At 59.6% G+C, this 19104-nt stretch carries 13 protein-coding genes; 7 read left to right on the top strand and 6 right to left on the bottom strand.

The window, feature by feature from the left end; genetic code table 11:
- Positions 1 to 893: 893 nt before the first annotated feature.
- The 5 genes from ACYZTW_RS06815 (at position 894) to ACYZTW_RS06795 (ending at position 8385) form a co-directional block, all read left to right on the top strand.
- The gene (locus ACYZTW_RS06815; RefSeq protein WP_462004251.1) at positions 894 to 2945 is read left to right on the top strand and encodes a putative bifunctional diguanylate cyclase/phosphodiesterase; all 2052 of its coding nucleotides are present in this window, start codon (positions 894 to 896) and stop codon (positions 2943 to 2945) included.
- A gap of 209 nt (positions 2946 to 3154) precedes the next feature.
- The gene (locus ACYZTW_RS06810; protein ID WP_462004250.1) at positions 3155 to 4501 is read left to right on the top strand and encodes an imelysin family protein; all 1347 of its coding nucleotides are present in this window, start codon (positions 3155 to 3157) and stop codon (positions 4499 to 4501) included.
- A 249-nt stretch (positions 4502 to 4750) separates the two neighbouring features.
- Positions 4751 to 6178 carry a di-heme oxidoreductase family protein gene (locus ACYZTW_RS06805; RefSeq protein ID WP_462004249.1) on the top strand — a complete coding sequence of 476 codons (1428 nt, stop codon included), beginning with the start codon at positions 4751 to 4753 and terminating at the stop codon, positions 6176 to 6178.
- A 30-nt stretch (positions 6179 to 6208) separates the two neighbouring features.
- Positions 6209 to 7273 carry an imelysin family protein gene (locus ACYZTW_RS06800; RefSeq protein ID WP_134417439.1) on the top strand — a complete coding sequence of 355 codons (1065 nt, stop codon included), beginning with the start codon at positions 6209 to 6211 and terminating at the stop codon, positions 7271 to 7273.
- Positions 7274 to 7287: 14 nt separating this feature from the next.
- The gene (locus tag ACYZTW_RS06795; RefSeq protein WP_462004248.1) at positions 7288 to 8385 is read left to right on the top strand and encodes a DUF1513 domain-containing protein; all 1098 of its coding nucleotides are present in this window, start codon (positions 7288 to 7290) and stop codon (positions 8383 to 8385) included.
- A 392-nt stretch (positions 8386 to 8777) separates the two neighbouring features.
- On the opposite strand, the gene ACYZTW_RS06790 is transcribed toward ACYZTW_RS06795, so the two are convergent.
- Complete coding sequence (locus ACYZTW_RS06790) at positions 8778 to 9878, bottom strand: IS110 family RNA-guided transposase (RefSeq protein ID WP_462005284.1); 1101 nt, start codon at positions 9876 to 9878, stop codon at positions 8778 to 8780.
- Between the two features lie 191 nt (positions 9879 to 10069).
- Between ACYZTW_RS06790 and ACYZTW_RS06785 the strand changes: the two genes are divergently transcribed.
- Together ACYZTW_RS06785 and ACYZTW_RS06780 are read left to right on the top strand one after the other, a co-directional pair.
- Positions 10070 to 11218: an efflux RND transporter periplasmic adaptor subunit gene (locus ACYZTW_RS06785; protein WP_462004247.1), complete on the top strand. Its 1149-nt coding sequence runs from the start codon at positions 10070 to 10072 to the stop codon at positions 11216 to 11218.
- A 13-nt stretch (positions 11219 to 11231) separates the two neighbouring features.
- Positions 11232 to 14258: a multidrug efflux RND transporter permease subunit gene (locus tag ACYZTW_RS06780; RefSeq protein WP_462004246.1), complete on the top strand. Its 3027-nt coding sequence runs from the start codon at positions 11232 to 11234 to the stop codon at positions 14256 to 14258.
- A 954-nt stretch (positions 14259 to 15212) separates the two neighbouring features.
- Here ACYZTW_RS06780 and ACYZTW_RS06775 read toward each other — a convergent pair.
- The 5 genes from ACYZTW_RS06775 to colR form a co-directional block, all read right to left on the bottom strand.
- Positions 15213 to 15440: a hypothetical protein gene (locus ACYZTW_RS06775; RefSeq protein WP_462004245.1), complete on the bottom strand. Its 228-nt coding sequence runs from the start codon at positions 15438 to 15440 to the stop codon at positions 15213 to 15215.
- Between the two features lie 2 nt (positions 15441 to 15442).
- A complete protein-coding gene (locus tag ACYZTW_RS06770; RefSeq protein ID WP_462004244.1) occupies positions 15443 to 16156 on the bottom strand; it encodes a lipopolysaccharide kinase InaA family protein in 714 nt (237 codons plus the stop codon).
- A 4-nt stretch (positions 16157 to 16160) separates the two neighbouring features.
- A complete protein-coding gene (locus ACYZTW_RS06765) occupies positions 16161 to 16829 on the bottom strand; it encodes a class I SAM-dependent methyltransferase (protein WP_462005713.1) in 669 nt (222 codons plus the stop codon).
- A gap of 162 nt (positions 16830 to 16991) precedes the next feature.
- Positions 16992 to 18269, bottom strand: a complete 1278-nt coding sequence (locus ACYZTW_RS06760) for a sensor histidine kinase (protein WP_462004243.1) — start codon at positions 18267 to 18269, stop codon at positions 16992 to 16994.
- The gene (colR, locus tag ACYZTW_RS06755; protein WP_008155536.1) at positions 18259 to 18942 is read right to left on the bottom strand and encodes a two-component system response regulator ColR; all 684 of its coding nucleotides are present in this window, start codon (positions 18940 to 18942) and stop codon (positions 18259 to 18261) included. The genes ACYZTW_RS06760 and colR overlap by 11 nt, the downstream gene beginning before the upstream one ends.
- Positions 18943 to 19104 lie beyond the last annotated feature (162 nt).

The raw sequence follows: 19104 nt of genomic DNA, 5'->3' as shown, positions 1-19104 counted from the left end.
CCGACAGGCAACCTGAAAACTTTGTGGGAAAGGTCTGGTTTTTTTACCGCTGTTTAAACGGACGCATCCGTTGCCTGTGCGGCCGCCATCGCGAGCAAGCTCGCTCCCACAGGGATTGGATGTTTGGCAGGAAGAGATTGGTCGGCTGTCAGGCCGCCTTCGCGAGCAAGCCCGCTCCCACAGGGGGATCGGTGTTCGCCTTTCGCTCCTCACCACTCAACAGGCCGAGCGTTAGCTCGCCTGCAGCTTGTGATCTTGATCCACCCGCCCCTTCGGGAGGCTGAGTGGAGGTGTTCATCTGGGGGGCAGGCGCGCAGCGCCGTTCGACGAAGTCGAACACATCGAGAGGAGGTCGAAGCGAAGCCGACCGGAGGCGATGCCCCCAGATGAATGCCGGAGCGAAGGAACGCCGAGCCTAGGCGAGGGGCCGGACGCTGGGGCGAAGCCTTTTGGTTCCTTTTTGGCGTTTGAAAAAGGGACTCGCTGTAAGAGCGAAACCGCCAGCTGCCGTTACCGCAGGAATGGATATGTACACCTGAAGGAAAATGGTCGGCTGTCAGGCCGCCATCGCGAGCAAGCTCAGCTCCTACAATTGCTCGGGGTACATCCGTAAAAACCAGACCAAATTCCTACAGCGAAACCAGCCTACAGCCCCTTGCCCCAACGCCACAGCCGTCTAACATCAACCAAACGGAAAATATGTCCAAATCCCCCTCAAGTTGAAGGACCCAACAACCGACACAGTACGAATAGGACAAATACTCCAAACGACAGCATTTCGGCCAAGCTACAGGCAAAACCCCATGTGATTGATTGTCCCTTTGACTGCCATCACCGGATTGCCAATACTCATGGCAACTTGACGCTACCCGCACGGAACAAGGAATGACTCTTTGAAGCTGGAACTCAAGAACAGCTTGTCGGTGAAGTTGCTTCGGGTCGTGCTCCTGTCGGCATTGATCGTCGGCGTGGTCTTGAGCTGCGCGCAGATCGTTTTCGATGCCTATAAAACACGCCAGGCCGTGGCCAGCGATGCCCAACGCATCCTCGACATGTTCCGCGACCCCTCGACCCAGGCCGTCTACAGCCTGGACCGGGAAATGGGCATGCAGGTGATCGAAGGCCTGTTTCAGGACGACGCTGTGCGCAAGGCCTCCATTGGCCATCCCAACGAAGCCATGCTCGCGCAAAAGTCTCGGGAGCTGCAGCATTCCGACAGTCGCTGGCTGACCGACCTGATCCTTGGCAAGGAACGCACCTTCACCACCCAACTGGTGGGTCGCGGCCCTTACAGCGAGTATTACGGCGACTTGAGCATCACCCTCGACACCGCCACCTACGGCCAGGGTTTCATCGTCAGTTCGGTGATCATCTTCATCTCCGGCGTGTTGCGTGCCATGGCCATGGGGCTGGTGCTGTACCTGGTCTATCACTGGCTACTGACCAAACCGCTGTCGCGGATCATCGAGCACCTCACGGAAATCAATCCGGATCGCCCCAGCGAACACAAAATCCCGCTGCTCAAGGGGCATGAAAAGAACGAACTGGGGATCTGGATCAACACCGCCAACCAGTTGCTCGAGTCCATCGAGCGCAATACCCATTTGCGCCACGAAGCGGAAAACAGCCTGCTACGCATGGCCCAGTACGACTTCCTCACCGGCCTGCCGAACCGCCAGCAATTGCAGCAGCAACTGGACAAAATCCTGGTAGACGCCGGCAAGTTGCAACGTCGGGTCGCGGTATTGGTGGTCGGCCTCGACGACTTCAAGGGCATCAACGAACAATTCAGCTACCAGACCGGCGACCAACTGCTGCTGGCTTTGGCCGATCGCCTGCGTGCTCACAGCGGACGCCTCGGCGCCCTCGCCCGCCTCGGCGGCGACCAGTTCGCCCTGGTTCAGGCCGACATCGAACAACCCTACGAAGCGGCCGAACTGGCCCAAAGCATTCTCGATGACCTGGAAGCGGCATTTGCCCTCGATCATCAAGAGATTCGCCTGCGCGCCACCATCGGCATCACCCTGTTCCCCGAGGACGGTGACAGCACCGAGAAACTGCTGCAAAAAGCCGAGCAGACCATGACCCTGGCCAAGACTCGTTCGCGCAACCGTTATCAGTTCTATATCGCCAGCGTCGACACCGAGATGCGCCGCCGTCGCGAGCTGGAAAAAGACCTGCGCGACGCCTTGGCTCGTGACCAGTTCTACCTCGTCTACCAGCCGCAGATCAGTTATCGCGATCACCGGGTGGTGGGTGTCGAGGCGCTGATTCGCTGGCAGCATCCCGAGCACGGGCTGGTCCCGCCGGACTTGTTCATCCCCCTGGCCGAGCAGAACGGCACCATCATCGCCATCGGTGAATGGGTGCTGGATCAGGCGTGCAAGCAATTGCGCGACTGGCATGACCAGGGTTTCGTCGACCTGCGCATGGCGGTGAATCTGTCCACGGTGCAACTGCACCACGCCGAGTTGCCACGGGTGGTCAACAACCTCCTGCAGATGTATCGCCTGCCACCGCGCAGTCTGGAGCTGGAAGTCACCGAAACCGGCCTGATGGAAGACATCAGCACGGCCGCCCAGCACCTGCTGAGCCTGCGTCGCTCCGGCGCGCTGATCGCGATCGACGACTTCGGCACCGGTTACTCGTCATTGAGCTATCTGAAAAGCCTGCCGCTGGACAAGATCAAGATCGACAAGAGCTTCGTTCAGGACCTGCTCGATGACGACGACGATGCGACCATCGTTCGAGCCATCATCCAGCTGGGCAAGAGCCTGGGCATGCAGGTGATTGCCGAAGGGGTGGAAACCGCCGAGCAAGAGGCCTACATCATCTCCGAGGGCTGTCACGAAGGTCAGGGCTATCTCTACAGCAAGCCGCTGCCGGCGCGGGAATTGAGCGCGTATCTGAAACAGGCCCAGCGCAGTAACGCGGCTATTTTGTAGAAGATCAAGAGATCGCAGCCTCGTTTCACTCTGTAGCAGCTGTCGAGTGAAACGAGGCTGCGATCTTTTGATCCACGACACAACTCCCGCCTGAATAAGAAATATTTCCAGGTACAGCCCTTTACAGATAATGCGAAAGATTTGCATTATGTCGCAGTTTTGCGCGCTTGCTGCGCCATTCCACCCCTTCTCGAAGCAGGATGTTCGCCATGATTCGTATGCCTCTGGCTACCGCCAGTCTGTTGGCCATCGCTATTTCCCTCGCCGGTTGTGGCGAAGGCAAAGACAAAGCTGTCGCTGCGCAAGCACCGACTCCGGCCGCCAGCACCACGGCCCCGGCTGCTGCACCTGCCGCTGCCAGTAAAGTCGATGAAGCCGCGGCCAAAGCCGTTGTCGCGCATTACGCCGACATCGTCTTCGCCGTTTACAGCGATGCCGAATCCACCGCGAAGACCCTGCAAACCGCCGTCGACGCCTTCCTCGCCAAGCCGAACGCCGACACCCTGAAAGCCGCCAAGACTGCCTGGATCGCTGCCCGCGTTCCTTACCTGCAGAGCGAAGTGTTCCGCTTCGGCAACACCATCATCGACGACTGGGAAGGTCAGGTGAACTCCTGGCCACTGGACGAAGGCCTGATCGACTACGTCGACAAATCCTACGAGCACGCACTGGGTAACCCGGGCGCCACGGCCAACATCATCGCCAACACCCAGGTTCAGGTCGGCGAAGACAAGGTCGACGTGAAAGACATCACCCCGGCAAAACTTGCCAGCCTGAACGAGCTGGGTGGTTCCGAGGCCAACGTCGCCACCGGCTACCACGCTATCGAATTCCTGCTCTGGGGCCAGGACTTGAACGGCACCGGCCCTGGCGCCGGCAACCGTCCAGCTTCCGACTACCTGGAAGGCAAAGGCGCAACCGGCGGTCATAACGATCGTCGTCGCGCTTATCTGAAGTCCGTGACCCAACTGCTGGTCAGCGACCTGGAAGAAATGGTCGGTAACTGGAAGCCGAACGTGGCCGACAACTACCGCGCCACCCTGGAAGCCGAGCCAGCTGAATCCGGCCTGCGCAAAATGCTGTTCGGTATGGGCAGCCTGTCCCTGGGCGAACTGGCGGGCGAGCGCATGAAGGTTTCCCTGGAAGCCAACTCCCCGGAAGACGAACAGGATTGCTTCAGCGACAACACCCACAACTCGCACTTCTACGATGCCAAAGGCATTCGTAACGTGTACCTGGGCGAATACACCCGCGTCGACGGCACCAAAATGACCGGCGCCAGCCTGTCGTCCCTGGTGGCCAAGGCTGACCCGGCTGCCGACACCGCGCTCAAAGCCGACCTCGCCGCCACCGAAGCCAAAATCCAGATCATGGTCGATCACGCCAACAAGGGTGAGCACTACGACCAACTGATCGCCGCCGGCAACACCGCTGGTAACCAGATCGTCCGCGACGCTATCGCCTCCCTGGTCAAGCAGACCGGTTCGATCGAAGCGGCCGCTGGCAAACTGGGCATCAGCGACCTGAACCCGGACAACGCTGATCACGAGTTCTGATCAACGCTGGCTGAATAAAAAGGCGACCTTCGGGTCGCCGATCGTTCCCACGCTCTGCGTGGGAATGCCTCAACGGACGCTCCGCGTTCGGCTCTGGATGTGACGCGGAGCGTCACGGGCTGCATTCCCACGCAGAGCGTGGGAACGATCAGTTGCCTCAGATCAACCAAACGATAATTCCTCTTATTCAATCTCCCCTGCCCTGTTAGACTTTGCGCCCCTTGTTTTGCTCGTCTTGCAGGATGTCTGATGCCCTCGCTGCCTCTTCGCTTGTCCGCACTGTTTCTGGCCCTGGGCCTGAGTGCCTGCGATGACGCCCCGCGTTTTACCAAAGCCGAACCCGGTGAAGCCCGGTCCGGTGGTAGCGCAACCGTGCGCAAGACCGATCAAAATTCATTTTCCCTGCCGTCCGCCAACCTGCCGCCGTCACGGCGCGTGGACTTCAGTGTCGGCAATAGCTTCTTCCGCAACCCCTGGGTGATCGCCCCTTCGACCACCACCGCCCGGGATGGCCTTGGCCCATTGTTCAACACCAATGCCTGTCAGGGCTGCCACATCAAGGACGGCCGCGGTCATCCGCCCACGCCTGATGCGCAGAACGCCGTGTCGATGCTGGTACGCCTGTCGATTCCCGATGCGCCGGCGTATGCCAACGTCATCGAGCAGCTCGGTGTCGTCCCGGAGCCGGTCTATGGCGGCCAGTTTCAGGACATGTCCGTGCCGGGTGTCGTGCCGGAAGGCAAAGTGCGCGTCGATTACACGCCCGTTCCGATTCGTTTCAAGGACGGCACTGAAATCGAACTACGCAAGCCAAGTCTGAACATTACCCAATTGGGCTACGGCCCGATGCACCCTGATACCCGTTTCTCGGCGCGTGTCGCTCCGCCGATGATTGGTCTGGGCCTGCTCGAAGCGATTCCCGACGAGGCGATCCTGGCTAACGCTGAGGCTCAGGCGAAGGACAAAAACGGCATCGCCGGACGTCCGAACAGGGTCTGGGATGACGCGCAGCAAAAAACCGTCCTAGGGCGACTTGGCTGGAAGGCCGGGCAACCGAACCTCAATCAACAAAATGTTCATGCGTTTTCCGGTGACATGGGCCTCACCACAAGCCTAAGACCCGTTGATGACTGCACCGACGCGCAAACCGCTTGCAAGCAAGCGCCCAACGGTAATGGCCCGAATGGCGAGCCGGAAGTCAGCGATAACATCCTGCGCCTGGTGCTGTTCTACAGCCGTAACCTCGCCGTACCAGCCCGCCGCGACGTCAGCGCACCTGAAGTGCTGGCCGGCAAGACTCTGTTTTTCCAGGCCGGATGCCAGTCCTGCCACACCCCGAAATACACCACCGCCGCCAACGCCGCAGAACCTGAACTGGCCAATCAAGTGATTCGCCCTTACAGCGATCTGCTGCTGCATGACATGGGCGACGGACTGGCCGACAACCGTAGCGAATTCCAGGCCAGCGGCCGCGACTGGCGCACTCCGCCGTTGTGGGGCATCGGCCTGACGCAAGCCGTCAGTGGCCACACCCAGTTTTTGCACGATGGCCGCGCCCGCAATCTGCTCGAAGCCGTGCTCTGGCATGGCGGCGAAGCCACAGCGGCGCAGCAACAGGTTTTGTCTTTCAATGCCGAGCAGCGCGCTGCGTTGCTGGCGTTTTTGAATTCTCTCTAAACACTTTTCGATAAGAACCGGGAGCCCGACATGTTCCGTCCCAAATTGTTGTTCACCAGCCTTGCCGCGCTAGCGTTGGGTGCCTGTTCGCCTCAGGATCCGCAGGCCGTCACCTCCGCGGCGATCGCCAAGTCAGTGATCCTGCCGACCTACACGCGCTGGGTTGAAGCCGACCGCCAATTGGCCGTCAGCGCCCTCGCCTACTGCGAAGGCAAGGAAAACCTCGACACCGCCCGCGCCGACTTCCTGCATGCGCAGAAAGCCTGGGCCGAGCTGCAACCGCTGCTGATCGGGCCGCTGGCCGAAGGCAATCGCGCCTGGCAGGTGCAGTTCTGGCCGGACAAGAAAAACCTCGTCGGCCGTCAGGTCGAACAACTGGTCACCGCACAGCCGCAGATCGATGCCGCTGCCTTGGCCAAGTCCAGCGTTGTGGTTCAAGGCCTTTCCGCCTACGAATACATCCTGTTCGACAGCAAGCCAGACGTGGCCAACGACGCGCAGAAAGCCAAATACTGCCCGCTGCTGAAAGCGATTGGCGAGCGTCAGAAACAGCTGGCCGAAGAGATCCTGAAAACCTGGAACAACACCGACGGCATGCTCGCGCAATTGAGCAAATTCCCGAACCAGCGCTACGCCGATTCCCACGAAGCCATCGCCGACCTGCTACGCGTGCAAGTCACCGCACTCGACAGCCTGAAGAAAAAACTCGGCACGCCGATGGGCCGTCAAACGAAGGGTGTGCCGCAACCGTTCCAGGCCGATGCGTGGCGCAGCCAGTCGTCCCTGACTGGCCTGGAAGCCAGCCTCGCCGCCGCCAAAACGGTATGGGAAGGCGTCGACAACAAAGGCCTGCGCGGCCTGTTGCCGAGCGAGCAGAAACCCTTGGCCGACAAGATCGACGCCGCTTACGCTGCGTCCCTGAAACTGTTCGCCAGCAACCAGCGTTCGCTGACTGAAATGCTCAATGACGACGCCGGTCGCCAGCAACTCAACGACCTCTACGACAGCCTCAACGTCGTCCACCGCCTGCACGAAGGCGAACTGGCCAAGGCGCTGGGCATCCAACTGGGCTTCAACGCCAACGACGGTGACTGATGAGGGCAAGTTCCATGCTGCGACGCCAGGCTCTGACGTTAGGTAGTTTGCTGCTGGGTGCGGTGACACTGGGCGGCTGGACGCTGTTCAAGCAAAAGGACAAAAGCCCGCTGCTGCTCTCGGCGCGGGACGACACCGACGGCAAACACTACGCCGTCGGTTTCCGGCTGGACGGCACCCGGGTGTTTGCCACCCAGGTCGGCCAGCGTTGCCACGACATCATCAACCACCCGACGCTGCCGATTGCGCTGTTCGTCGCCCGTCGTCCTGGCACCGAGAGTTACCTGATCGACCTGCGCGACGGCACGCTGCTGCAAACCGTGGTCTCACAGCCGAACCGGCACTTCTACGGTCACGCGGTGATTCACAAGAGCGGCGACTGGCTGTACGCCACCGAGAACGATACCTCCGATCCGGGTCGCGGCTTGCTCGGTGTGTATAAATTTGAAGGTGAGCGGCTGGTGCACAGCGGCGAGATTGCGACTCACGGTATTGGTCCGCATCAGGTGTCGTGGATGCCCGACGGTGAAACCCTGGTGGTCGCCAACGGCGGCATTCGCACCGAGGCCGAAAGCCGCGTCGAGATGAACCTCAACGCCATGGAACCGAGCCTGGTCCTGATGCAACGCGACGGCACCCTGCTGAGCAAGGAAACCCTCGCCCAGCCGATGAACAGCGTCCGTCATTTGGGGATTGCCAACGACGGCACCATCGTCGCCGGCCAGCAGTTCATGGGGCCGTCTCATGAGTCATCGGAGCTGCTGGCGATCAAGCGTCCCGGCCAGCCGTTCGTGGCCTTCCCGGTGCCTGAGCATCAGTTGCAGGCCATGGGGCATTACACCGCCAGCGTCGCGGTGCACAGCGAGCTTCGCCTGGTCGCGTTGACCGCGCCACGGGGCAACCGCTTTTTCATCTGGGACCTGGACAGCGGTGAAGTACGCCTGGACGCACCGCTTCCCGATTGCGCCGGGGTCGGCGCGGTAGCCGATGGCTTTGTCGTGACCTCGGGGCAAGGACGCTGCCGGTTCTACGATTGCCGCCAGACAAGCCTTGTTGCAAAACCGCTGGAGCTGCCGGCAGGGCTCTGGGACAACCATCTTCACCTCATCTAAATACGGTCCTTTGTAGCAGCTGGCGCAGCCTGCGTTCGGCTGTGGAGCAGTCGTGAAATCAGGCGCCGCGATGTTTCATGCAAACCGAGGTGTCTGGATTTGCGACTGCTCCGCAGCCGAACGCAGGCTGCGCCAGCTGCTATGTATGGACTCGCCCCCACGTTCAACCCGCTTTTAAACACTGCTACCCGGTTGCATCTATGTATGAGGCCTGTTCGAGGAAGCCTTCAACGGCTTCTGGCCAACATTGGGTAAGCTCGCGGTATGCCGATTACAGTAAGGCCTCAAGGGCCAGTAGCAGCTTAGGCATCAATCCGCGACGGTCTGACCTGGGGTCAATGTTCTTAGCATGGGTTGGAGCGGCTTAACGCCCCGGTGGCAGAACTCTGTTATCAGTGACTCATCGCAGCCTCCTGGCCAGTGCCCGGCTGGCGACGATAAGTCTGGTCGTTTTGCAATAGCACCCAGAGGATGCGCAGGTTGCGGTTGGCCAAGCGCACCGCCGCCTCCTTGCGACCCAGGCGGGATATCCAACGCTGGAGACGTTGGTCGTCCGGCTGCTGTGAATCGGGTCGTAGCTGTCTTAAAACGGCATGGGCACCCTGGATCGTCAGACTGCGCAAGTAAGCATCGCCATGCTTGCTCATCTTGCCCAACCGGACCTTCTCGCCGCTGCTGTGCTGGCTGGGCACCAACCCGAAGTAGGCGGCGAACAAGCGGGCGTTGGCGAAGCGTTCAGGCTCGGTCTGCTTGGCCAACAACGCCGTGGCGATGATCGGACCAACGCCGCGCACCGTCATCAGCCGCTTCGCCGTCTCGTCCGCCTTCGCGGCTGTTTCCAGCCGACCAGTCAGCACGTTGACGCGTTCGCCCAGTTGACTCCATTCGCCCAGCAGTTCGGCGATCAGTTCGCGCAGCAAATCGGGCAACGGTTGGGTGGTATCTTCCAGTACCCGAGGCACGAGCTGGCTGATAGCTATTTCGCCCTGCGCCATGGCCACACCGTGTTCCAGCAGTAAACCGCGCATCTGATTGCCGACCGCAGTACGTCGCCGTACATATCCCTGCCGGGCCCTGTGCAGAGCCTGCATCGCCAGCGCCGCCGCACTCTTGAGCGGTACAGATGAGATCTTGCAATCGCGGCCTGCGCGCAAGATAGCCAATGCATCGTTGCGATCATTTTTCGGGCCGCTGCGATGATTGGCAACCAACTGGGCCGGCAGGATGCGCACTGGATTACCCTGCGTTTGCAGCAACCGCGCCCACGCCTGAGCGCCTGGCCCGGTTTCCACCAACACCGTCACGCTCACTGGTAGCTTATGAAGAAATACCTGAAAGGCCTCGCGTGACTTGATTCGATCCTCGAATATCACCTGACCGAGGGCATCCTCCCCGGCCACTTGAAAGACCCTTTTGGCAAGATCCACCGCAACTGTGGTGCATGCCGCCGCATCGGCTGACAAAGACTGGTTGATCGTCGTATGCTTTTTCATGGCCTCGCCCTCGCTGTCGTTGGCTTCTATAAGAATGCCACCGTGGCGCACAGACGCCTCGGCTTGGGCGAGTCCATTCAATTACAGGTCGGGGTGACGCCGACCTGTAAGTTCTGCCAGTTGGAAACCCCTTCCCACTCGCGGTAATGTGCCCCACTGTCTCACCTGATTTTCTCCAAGGAAGTGGAAATATGCTGCGTCGCCGCATGCTGATCATGTTGGGTGTTGTTCTGCTGATCGTGCTGATCCTGGCCGGTTACAAAGCCTTCTCCATCTACACGATGATTCAGGGCTTTGCTGTGCCGAAACCGGCGATCAGTGTCGCCGTGGCCACGGCCACCGAGCGGCCGTGGCAAGCGCGCCTGCCGGCGGTCGGCACCCTCACGGCGCTGCAAGGTGTCGACCTGAGCCTGGAAGCTTCGGGCACGGTGAGGGATTTGCAGTTTGAATCCGGTCAAAAGGTCAAGGTCGGCCAACCGCTGCTGCAACTTGACAGCGTGGTGGAAACCGCCCTGCTTGAAACCGCTCAGGCTGACCTGGGGCTGGCGCAGCTCGATTACGGTCGCGGCAGCCAACTGGTGGGCAGCCAGGCCATTTCCAAAGGCGAATTCGACCGCCTCTCTGCGGTGTTGCAAAAGAGCCGGGCCACGGTCAATCAGCTCAAGGCGGCGCTGGCCAAAAAACGCTTGCTCGCACCGTTCAGCGGGACCATCGGCATTCGTCAAGTGGACATCGGTGACTATCTCGCCAGCGGCACCATGATTGCCACCCTGCAAGACCTCAGCAGCCTCTATGTAGACTTCTTCGTGCCCGAGCAGTCGGTACCGAAGATCGCCCTCGGCCAATCGGTGCAGATCATTGTCGCGGCCTACCCGTCACAAACCTTCCCCGGCACCGTCAGTGCGATCAATCCGAAAGTCGAAAACAGCACGCGCAACGTCCAGGTCCGCGCGACACTGGCCAACCCCGACGGCAAACTGCTGCCGGGGATGTTCGCCAGCCTGCAAGTGTTATTGCCCGACCCGCAGCCGCGCATCGTCGTGCCGGAAAGCGCGATCACTTACACGCTGTACGGCAACTCGCTCTATGTCGTTGCACAGAAAAAAGCCGAAGACGGCAGCCTTGAAAAAGACGACAAGGGCCAACCGATCCTGATCGCCGAACGACGTTTCATCGAAACCGGCGAGCGCCGCGATGGGCAGGTGATGATCACCAAAGGCGTACAGAACGGTGAAAAAGTGGTCACGGCCGGCCAGATCAAACTGGACAACGGCGCACACATTGCGATCAGCGACGACAAGACCTTAGCCGAGAAGAACAGCCCGCCACGCGCGGACTGATCAAGGAATCCCCATGGCTTTTACCGACCCGTTTATCCGCCGCCCGGTGCTCGCCACCGTGGTCAGCCTGTTGATTGTGCTGCTGGGCTTCCAGGCCTGGAGCAAGTTGCCATTGCGCCAATACCCGCAAATGGAAAACGCCCTGATCACGGTGACCACCGCTTATCCCGGGGCCAACGCCGAAACCATCCAGGGCTACATCACCCAACCGATGCAGCAAAGTCTGGCCAGTGCCGAGGGTATCGACTACATGACCTCGGTCAGTCGCCAGAACTTCTCGGTGATCTCGATCTACGCGCGCATCGGCTCCAACAGCGACCGCTTGTTCACCGAACTGCTGGCCAAAGCCAACGAGGTGAAGAACCAGCTGCCCCAGGACGCCGAAGACCCGGTACTGAGCAAGGAAGCCGCCGACGCCTCGGCACTGATGTACATCAGCTTCTTCAGTAAGGAGCTGAGCAACCCGCAGATTACCGACTACCTGTCACGGGTCATCCAGCCGAAGCTGGCGACCCTGCCGGGCATGGCCGAAGCCGAGATTCTCGGCAATCAGGTGTTTGCCATGCGTCTGTGGCTAGACCCGGTCAAGCTGGCCGGTTTCGGCCTGAGTGCCAGCGACGTGACCGATGCCGTGCGCAAGTACAACTTCCTTTCCGCCGCCGGCGAAGTGAAAGGCGAGTACGTCGTCACCAGCATCAACGCCAATACCGAGCTCAAGTCCGCCGAAGCCTTTGCCGCGATTCCGCTCAAGGTCGAGGGTGACAGTCGTGTGCTGCTCAGCGATGTGGCGCGGGTTGAAATGGGTGCGGAAAACTATGACTCAATCAGTTCTTTCGGCGGCACCCCTTCGGTGTACATCGGCATCAAGGCCACGCCCGGTGCCAACCCGCTGGACGTGATCAAGGAAGTGCGCAAGATCATGCCGGACCTGGAAGCCCAGCTGCCGCCGAACCTTAAAGGTGAAATCGCCTACGACGCCACGCTGTTTATCCAGGCCTCGATCAACGAGGTGATCAAAACATTGTTCGAGGCGGTGCTGATCGTCATCGTGGTGGTGTTCCTGTTTCTCGGCGCGCTGCGGTCGGTGGTGATCCCGGTAGTCACCATTCCGCTGTCGATGATCGGCGTGATGTTCTTCATGCAGATGATGGGCTACTCGATCAATCTGCTGACGTTGCTGGCGATGGTATTGGCCATCGGCCTGGTGGTGGACGACGCTATCGTCGTGGTGGAAAACATCCACCGGCACATCGAAGAAGGCAAAACGCCGCTGGATGCGGCCATCGAAGGCGCCCGGGAAATCGCCATGCCGGTGGTCTCGATGACCATCACCCTGGCGGCGGTCTATGCGCCAATCGGCTTCCTGACAGGACTCACGGGGGCGCTGTTCAAGGAGTTCGCCCTGACCCTGGCCGGGGCGGTGGTGATCTCCGGCATTGTCGCCCTGACCCTGTCGCCGATGATGTGCGCCTTCTTGCTGCGTCACGACGAAAATCCCAGCGGTCTGGCCCATCGCCTGGATCTGATTTTCGAAGGCCTCAAGCGCCGCTACCGGAGCATGCTTCATGGCACCCTCAACACCCGGCCGGTGGTGCTGGTGTTCGCAGTGATCGTGTTGTGCCTGATTCCGGTGTTGCTCATGTTCACCAAGTCGGAACTGGCGCCGGACGAGGACCAAGGCATCATTTTCATGATGGCCAAGGCCCCGCAACCGGCCAACCTCGACTATCTGAGCGCGTACACCGACGAGTTCGTCACGATCTTCAAGACGTTTCCCGAGTACTACTCGTCGTTCCAGATCAATGGCTTCAACGGCGTGCAATCGGGAATCGGCGGCTTCCTGCTCAAACCGTGGAACGAACGCAGCCGCACTCAGATGAAAATCCTGCCCGAGGTCCAGCGCAAACTGGAGAGCATTTCCGGGCTGCAGATCTTCGGCTTCAACCTGCCTTCCCTGCCCGGCACCGGTGAGGGGCTGCCGTTTCAGTTCGTCATCAACTCCGCCAACGATTACGAGTCGCTGCTGCAAGTGACCGACCGGGTGAAAAAGAGAGCAATGGAGTCCGGCAAGTTCGCCTTCGTCGACCTCGACCTGGCGTTCGACAAGCCCGAAGTGGTGGTGGATATCGATCGCGCCAAGGCCGCACAGATGGGTGTTTCCATGCAGGACCTGGGCGGGACGCTCGCGACGTTGCTGGGTGAGGCGGAGATCAACCGTTTCACCATTGAAGGTCGCAGCTACAAAGTCATCGCTCAGGTCGAACGACCTTTCCGGGACAACCCCGACTGGCTGAACAATTACTACGTCAAGAACACCCAAGGCCAACTGCTGGCCCTGTCGACCCTGATCACTGTGAGCGACCGGGCGCGCCCACGGCAGTTGAACCAGTTCCAGCAACTCAACTCGGCCATCCTGTCCGGGGTTCCGCTAGTCAGCATGGGTGAAGCCATCGACGCCGTGCGCCAGATCGCTCGGGAAGAGGCGCCGGTGGGTTATGCCTTCGATTATGCCGGCGCATCACGGCAATACGTCCAGGAAGGCAGTGCGCTGTGGGTCACCTTCGCCCTGGCGCTGGCGATCATTTTCCTGGTACTGGCCGCTCAGTTCGAAAGCTTCCGCGATCCGCTGGTGATTCTGGTGACCGTGCCGCTATCGATCTGTGGCGCGTTGATCCCGCTGTTCCTGGGCTGGTCGAGCATGAACATCTACACCCAGGTCGGCCTGGTGACGTTGATCGGGCTGATCAGCAAGCACGGAATCCTGATCGTCGAATTTGCCAACCAGTTACGCAAGGACAAAGGCCTGACGCCGCGCGAGGCCGTGGAGGAAGCGGCGGCCATTCGTCTGCGTCCGGTGTTGATGACCACGGCTGCGATGGTGTTCGGTATGGTGCCGTTGATCATCGCCACGGGGGCGGGCGCCGTCAGCCGGTTCGACATCGGCACGGTGATCGCCACGGGGATGTCGATCGGGACGTTGTTTACGTTGTTTGTGCTGCCGTGTGTTTACACGCTTTTGGCAAAACCCGATAAACCCTAGGGAACGCAGCACAACCCTGTGGGAGCGAGCCTGTGTGGCGAGGGGATTTATCGAAACGTCGCACCGCCCCGTTCGGCTGCGAAGCAGTCGTAAAACCATTAAGTGCGGTGTACCTAATACACCGCGGTTTTCGATTTTGGGGCCGCTTCGCAGCCCAACGGGGATAAATCCCCTCGCCACACAGGCTCGCTCCCACATTGGTTCGGCATCACGACCTGAACTCAGGGATCGAGTAGGAGGCGGGGTTGCCCCCGCCGTCCTCTCACACCACCGTACGTACGGTTCCGTATACGGCGGTTCCTGCCTACTGATAAACAGCGTCAGCGAGCTTGGTTCCGTTGATGTGTCGCCTGCGGTATCTAAGCGCCCAGACCGGCCCTCGGAGCTTCCGGCTCCTACCTCCTGATGGTCTCGACCCCCGCTACGCGGAGTTTCTGCTTTACGCTCCAACAGAGATCACACCCGACTATCCACTCATGGCAGGTTCAGCCCTTCATTGCTCCGGTTTCGAGCAGCTACTACGGCCTCTGCTGACTTCTGTCGCCCATCCCGTCACCTCACGGCGCCGGTAGCACATGGCAGGCTAAACAGATCTCCCAGGGTAATTCGCGCGACCTTCCTGCTTATGCCTGTCGGATCTACGTCACAGCGTTCCGTGCAAGTATCGGGCTTTGAAGATATTGGCCTTCTTACCCCGCTGCGCCGCCTAATCCGCTTCCTGTTCGTCAGGCCAGCATTTTACCTCGGGCTTCCTTCAGATTCGCGGTCACCCGCGACACCCTTGCCTTCAGCTAACACTTCCCCTTGCCGGGTGTGTAGAGGACTTTCACCTCCAAGTCACCAGCGTGGCCACCACAGCCAAACTGGTTGCGCTTACGCGCAACGCGCCATGCCTGGCGCACCAATAAAAAAGGCCTCGCATTTGCGAGGCCTTTTATTTGGGCTTCAATGTGTTCAACTTTGCGGCCTCAATCCTTGAGAAAGTCCGAACATGAACAGCAAAAAATCATGATCGGGGCGGGATGCCACGGATGCCTTGGCAACTCGTGGCAACGGACAGTGTGCGTCGCCGTTCACTGAACTGAGGACTTGCGTGCGGGGCTGCTCCCAAGCCGCCACCGCCAGTGAAGCAACTGCCAAGGCTCCTATTAAAAATATACCTCGTGCAATTTCGAGTTTCATTGCTATAAACCCTTGATAGCGCTGCCAAACGCCGTCTTATAAAAGTAGACGAGTTTTTGCCAGTCCGTCGTGCTGAACGACGAATGGCGACGCAGTTGCTTCATGTCATGAATAGCCGCTTGCCGGGCGGTCAAACGCTGCCGGCATTTCTCCAGATCGATCAAGGCCACTTCAACTTTTGCAGCCTCGCCTTCGCCGGTGATGCGCACGAATACGTGCTTGACGTAGAGGCAGCTGTGCTGCCAGCGGGCCTTGTGCATCCGGGCCAGGTTCTCGGCCAGATCCTTCAACACTCGTTCATGCACGGCCTCACCGTGACGCTCGCGACCGCCGCCAGCGTACCAGTGTTCAATTTCCTCGAAGCCGTCCAGCGACTTGGTAATCAGCAATGCGCGCCATTTATGCACCGGATCGCGCTGTGCACCGCAGAAAACGATTTCCGGAACGCGAACGTCGAGCAGGTTCAGGCCGATGAGCGCATCGCGCTCGCGCAACACCGTCGGCCGACCGAACGGGTGCAGCAAGCTGCGATGGATATGCCCGGTCTGACGTTTAACGTACAGCAGCTGTCCATTGCTGCTCACGACGCGCTGCACGCCGCTTTCTCCGCCGCGACGGACGTTGGGTTCTTCTACCCATTCACCGCGCTGATTCCAAAAATAATCGAAGCGGTCCTGAGGAGCGACTTCCGTTTCTGCTGCACATTGCACTGCCATTCTGTTACCTCTTGCGTAATACGTAGACCCGCCACATGGCATAGAGCGGTAAAAAGTCCAGTTGTTCCTGAATATGAAAACCCGCCTGCTCGAATTCCTTTTCAACCGTAGCAGCCGGTAACACAAATCGATTTTGGTAACCTTCCTGCTCACGGGTTTTCTCGGCGCGCTTGCGTTTCCACGCTTTGAAATTGCCGTCCACCCATAAAGAAAGGATCACGCTGTCGCGAGTGACTCGCTCGAACTCGCGCAAGATAGCCAGTCGATGCTCGGCTTCACCGATGTGATGGAGCAAACGCATGCAGAAAATGCTGTCGACGGCGTTATCAGGCAAGGCAATGTCGAATGCAGAAGTGTGCAAGGGTTGTACCCGTTTCACCACATCGGCAGGTTGCGCCTGCATGGCAATCTTCAGCATGGATTCGGAATTGTCGGCCCCGATGATGGCGCGATTGGTTTTTTCCGCCAGCAATGGCCAAAAGCGCCCCGCACCGCAGGGCAAATCGAGGATCAGCCCCGGCTCACCGGCCAGTGCCAACGCCTTGCGCGCCAGTTGCTCGTCACGCCAGTGGGACAGGCGACGGCCAAGGCCATCCTTGTGTTTGCGCAGGTATCGTTGAGCGTGTTGATCGTCGTATTTTTCGGAAAAATCCAGTTTGATCGGGCCGTCCATCATCAAGGTTTCCTGAGCTGCTGATGGCTCCCACGATAGGTAGCGCCGTGTCAGCGTCAGGTCATGCCTTTGTGAAAAAAATGTCATGCAAAACCCCGAATGATTTCGAGGATTTACAGGACGAAAACGATTGCACTGGGTTAATGCGTTTCAATAAGGCGATCAGTTATTCGTTGACAACTCCACCTGAAAACGACAGCCGTTGGGTTCCATGTTCGTCAGGCTGACGCTCCAACCCTGGTTTTCACAGATCCGTTGCACCAGCGACAGCCCCAGCCCCAGGCCTTCGCCGCGTTTCTCGCTGCCCCGCACGAAGGGCTCGAACATCGCCTCGCGTTTTTCCTCGGGAATGCCCACGCCACTGTCTTCGACGATGAAACCGGTGGCCGTCAGCGTCAGGCGAATAAACCCGTGCTCGGTGTAATGCAGCGCATTACGCAGCAGGTTGCCCATGACCGCGTGCAGAAGGGTTGCGTTGTAGCAGGTGTTTGCCGGATTGTCCGGTTCAAAGATCAGCGTCAATCCCTTGGACTCGATCGGCTCGCGCCACAGATTGAGCAGTCCATCGGCGACCTGGTTCAGGGTTTGCTGGGGCGACATGCTGGCGTCTTCACGTTGTTTGCGGGCCAACATCAGAAAGGTTTGCACCAGCTCGCGCATCTCTTCACAGGCGCGGGCGATTCGCTCGACCTGAGCACGTCCACGCTGATCGATGCCGGGATTTTCCAGCAGCAGCTCGCAGGAACTGGCCAGCACCATCAATGGCGTGCGCAGCTCGTGGCTGACGTCACTGGTGAATAACCGTTCGCGGGTCAACGCCTGGCGCAAGCGCCCGAGTGTTGCGTCGAAGGCCACGGCCAACTCGCCCACCTCATCAGCGGCGTAATCCGGCGCCAGGGGTGGCGCCATACCTAATAATTGGTCACGGTGACGGACCTGGCGGGCCAGTCGCACCACGGGCGCCATCACTTTGCGCGCCAGTATCCAGCCGAGAAACACCGCCAATGCCAGACTCAGAACGAAGCCCACCAGCACCACGGCAAACAGCACCCGTTCACGCTCTTCGAAATCGCTCTGATCCTGTAACAGCACATAACGCCGGCCGTCGACGACTTCGACCATCGCGTGATACGACAGCTGCTCACGAAACACTTCGTGAAAACCCGGCTCCAGATGGCGTAAATCCTTGGGCAACTTAAAATCGCCCGGCCCGCCACTGAAATAGAACAGCTGGTCCGGCTCAGGGCGATGGCTCCAGTCCGTGACACTGTCCATGAGCAACAGCCGTTGTAAATCGCCCCCCAGACCTGCCGAAATCAGTTTTTCTTCCACCAGGTGCACAGTCGCCACAATGCCCATGGCAAAGGTCCCCGCGACCAGTGCGCTCATCAGCGCAAAGGCGATGATGATCCGTTGAGCAAGGCTCTGCTTAAACTCCATCACGGCCCTCGGCCAAGCGATAACCCACACCGTGCACGGTTTGCAGCAACGGTTTGGCGAACGGCTTGTCGATCACTTGGCGCAATTGATGGACGTGGCTGCGCAGGCTGTCGCTGTCCGGGCAGTCGTCACCCCACAGCGCCTCTTCGAGAATTTCCCGGCGCAGTACATGAGGACTTTTTTGCATCAACACGGCCAGCAACTTCAGGCCCACCGGGTTGAGTTTGAGCAGACGACCTTCGCGGGTGACTTCCAGGGTATCGAGGTCGTAGTTCAGATCGCCGACCTGCAAAGTACGGCGACCGCCACCCTGGGTGCGACGCATGACCGCCTCGATGCGCGCCGCCAATTCAGACAGGGCAAAGGGTTTGATCAGGTAATCATCGGCGCCGGATTTGAAACCTTGCAGCCGGTCGTCCAATTGATCGCGGGCAGTGAGCATGATCACCGGCGTGTCGCGGCGCGCGTCTTCGCGCAGGCGTTTGCACAGGGTGTAACCGTCGATGCCGGGCAACATGATGTCGAGCACGATCAAGTCGTAATGCTCGGTGGCCGCCAGGTGCAAGCCTGACAAACCGTCCTGCGCGCAATCCACGGTGTAACCCTTGAGCCCCAGGTAATCGGCCAGATTGGCCAGGATATCGCGGTTGTCTTCAACCAATAGAATTCGCATGGGTATCTCCTGCGTACACAGTAACGGCCGTCTTGGCCCGCGCAGCTTAAGGCCAAGTGTGGCTCAGGGCTAGGGTTACGGTGCCTGGAATCAATCCGCTCAACCAAATGATAGAGTTAACACGTTTTTCACTATCGATTCACAAGCCGACTACAGTGGAGG

This window comes from Pseudomonas sp. LB3P25 (genome assembly GCF_054897985.1).
Note: the sequence above shows the minus strand (reverse complement) of the source record. Positions and strands in the feature narration are given on the sequence as shown.

Coding starts and splice junctions, on each gene's coding strand:
- ACYZTW_RS06760 (WP_462004243.1), bottom strand. CDS start 18,269: ATGGAGTTTAAGCAGAGCCTTGCTCAACGGATCATCATCGCCTTTGCG.
- ACYZTW_RS06810 (WP_462004250.1), top strand. CDS start 3,155: ATGATTCGTATGCCTCTGGCTACCGCCAGTCTGTTGGCCATCGCTATT.
- ACYZTW_RS06790 (WP_462005284.1), bottom strand. CDS start 9,878: ATGAAAAAGCATACGACGATCAACCAGTCTTTGTCAGCCGATGCGGCG.
- ACYZTW_RS06770 (WP_462004244.1), bottom strand. CDS start 16,156: ATGGCAGTGCAATGTGCAGCAGAAACGGAAGTCGCTCCTCAGGACCGC.
- ACYZTW_RS06785 (WP_462004247.1), top strand. CDS start 10,070: ATGCTGCGTCGCCGCATGCTGATCATGTTGGGTGTTGTTCTGCTGATC.
- colR (WP_008155536.1), bottom strand. CDS start 18,942: ATGCGAATTCTATTGGTTGAAGACAACCGCGATATCCTGGCCAATCTG.
- ACYZTW_RS06765 (WP_462005713.1), bottom strand. CDS start 16,829: ATGGACGGCCCGATCAAACTGGATTTTTCCGAAAAATACGACGATCAA.
- ACYZTW_RS06800 (WP_134417439.1), top strand. CDS start 6,209: ATGTTCCGTCCCAAATTGTTGTTCACCAGCCTTGCCGCGCTAGCGTTG.
- ACYZTW_RS06795 (WP_462004248.1), top strand. CDS start 7,288: ATGCTGCGACGCCAGGCTCTGACGTTAGGTAGTTTGCTGCTGGGTGCG.
- ACYZTW_RS06780 (WP_462004246.1), top strand. CDS start 11,232: ATGGCTTTTACCGACCCGTTTATCCGCCGCCCGGTGCTCGCCACCGTG.
- ACYZTW_RS06805 (WP_462004249.1), top strand. CDS start 4,751: ATGCCCTCGCTGCCTCTTCGCTTGTCCGCACTGTTTCTGGCCCTGGGC.
- ACYZTW_RS06775 (WP_462004245.1), bottom strand. CDS start 15,440: ATGAAACTCGAAATTGCACGAGGTATATTTTTAATAGGAGCCTTGGCA.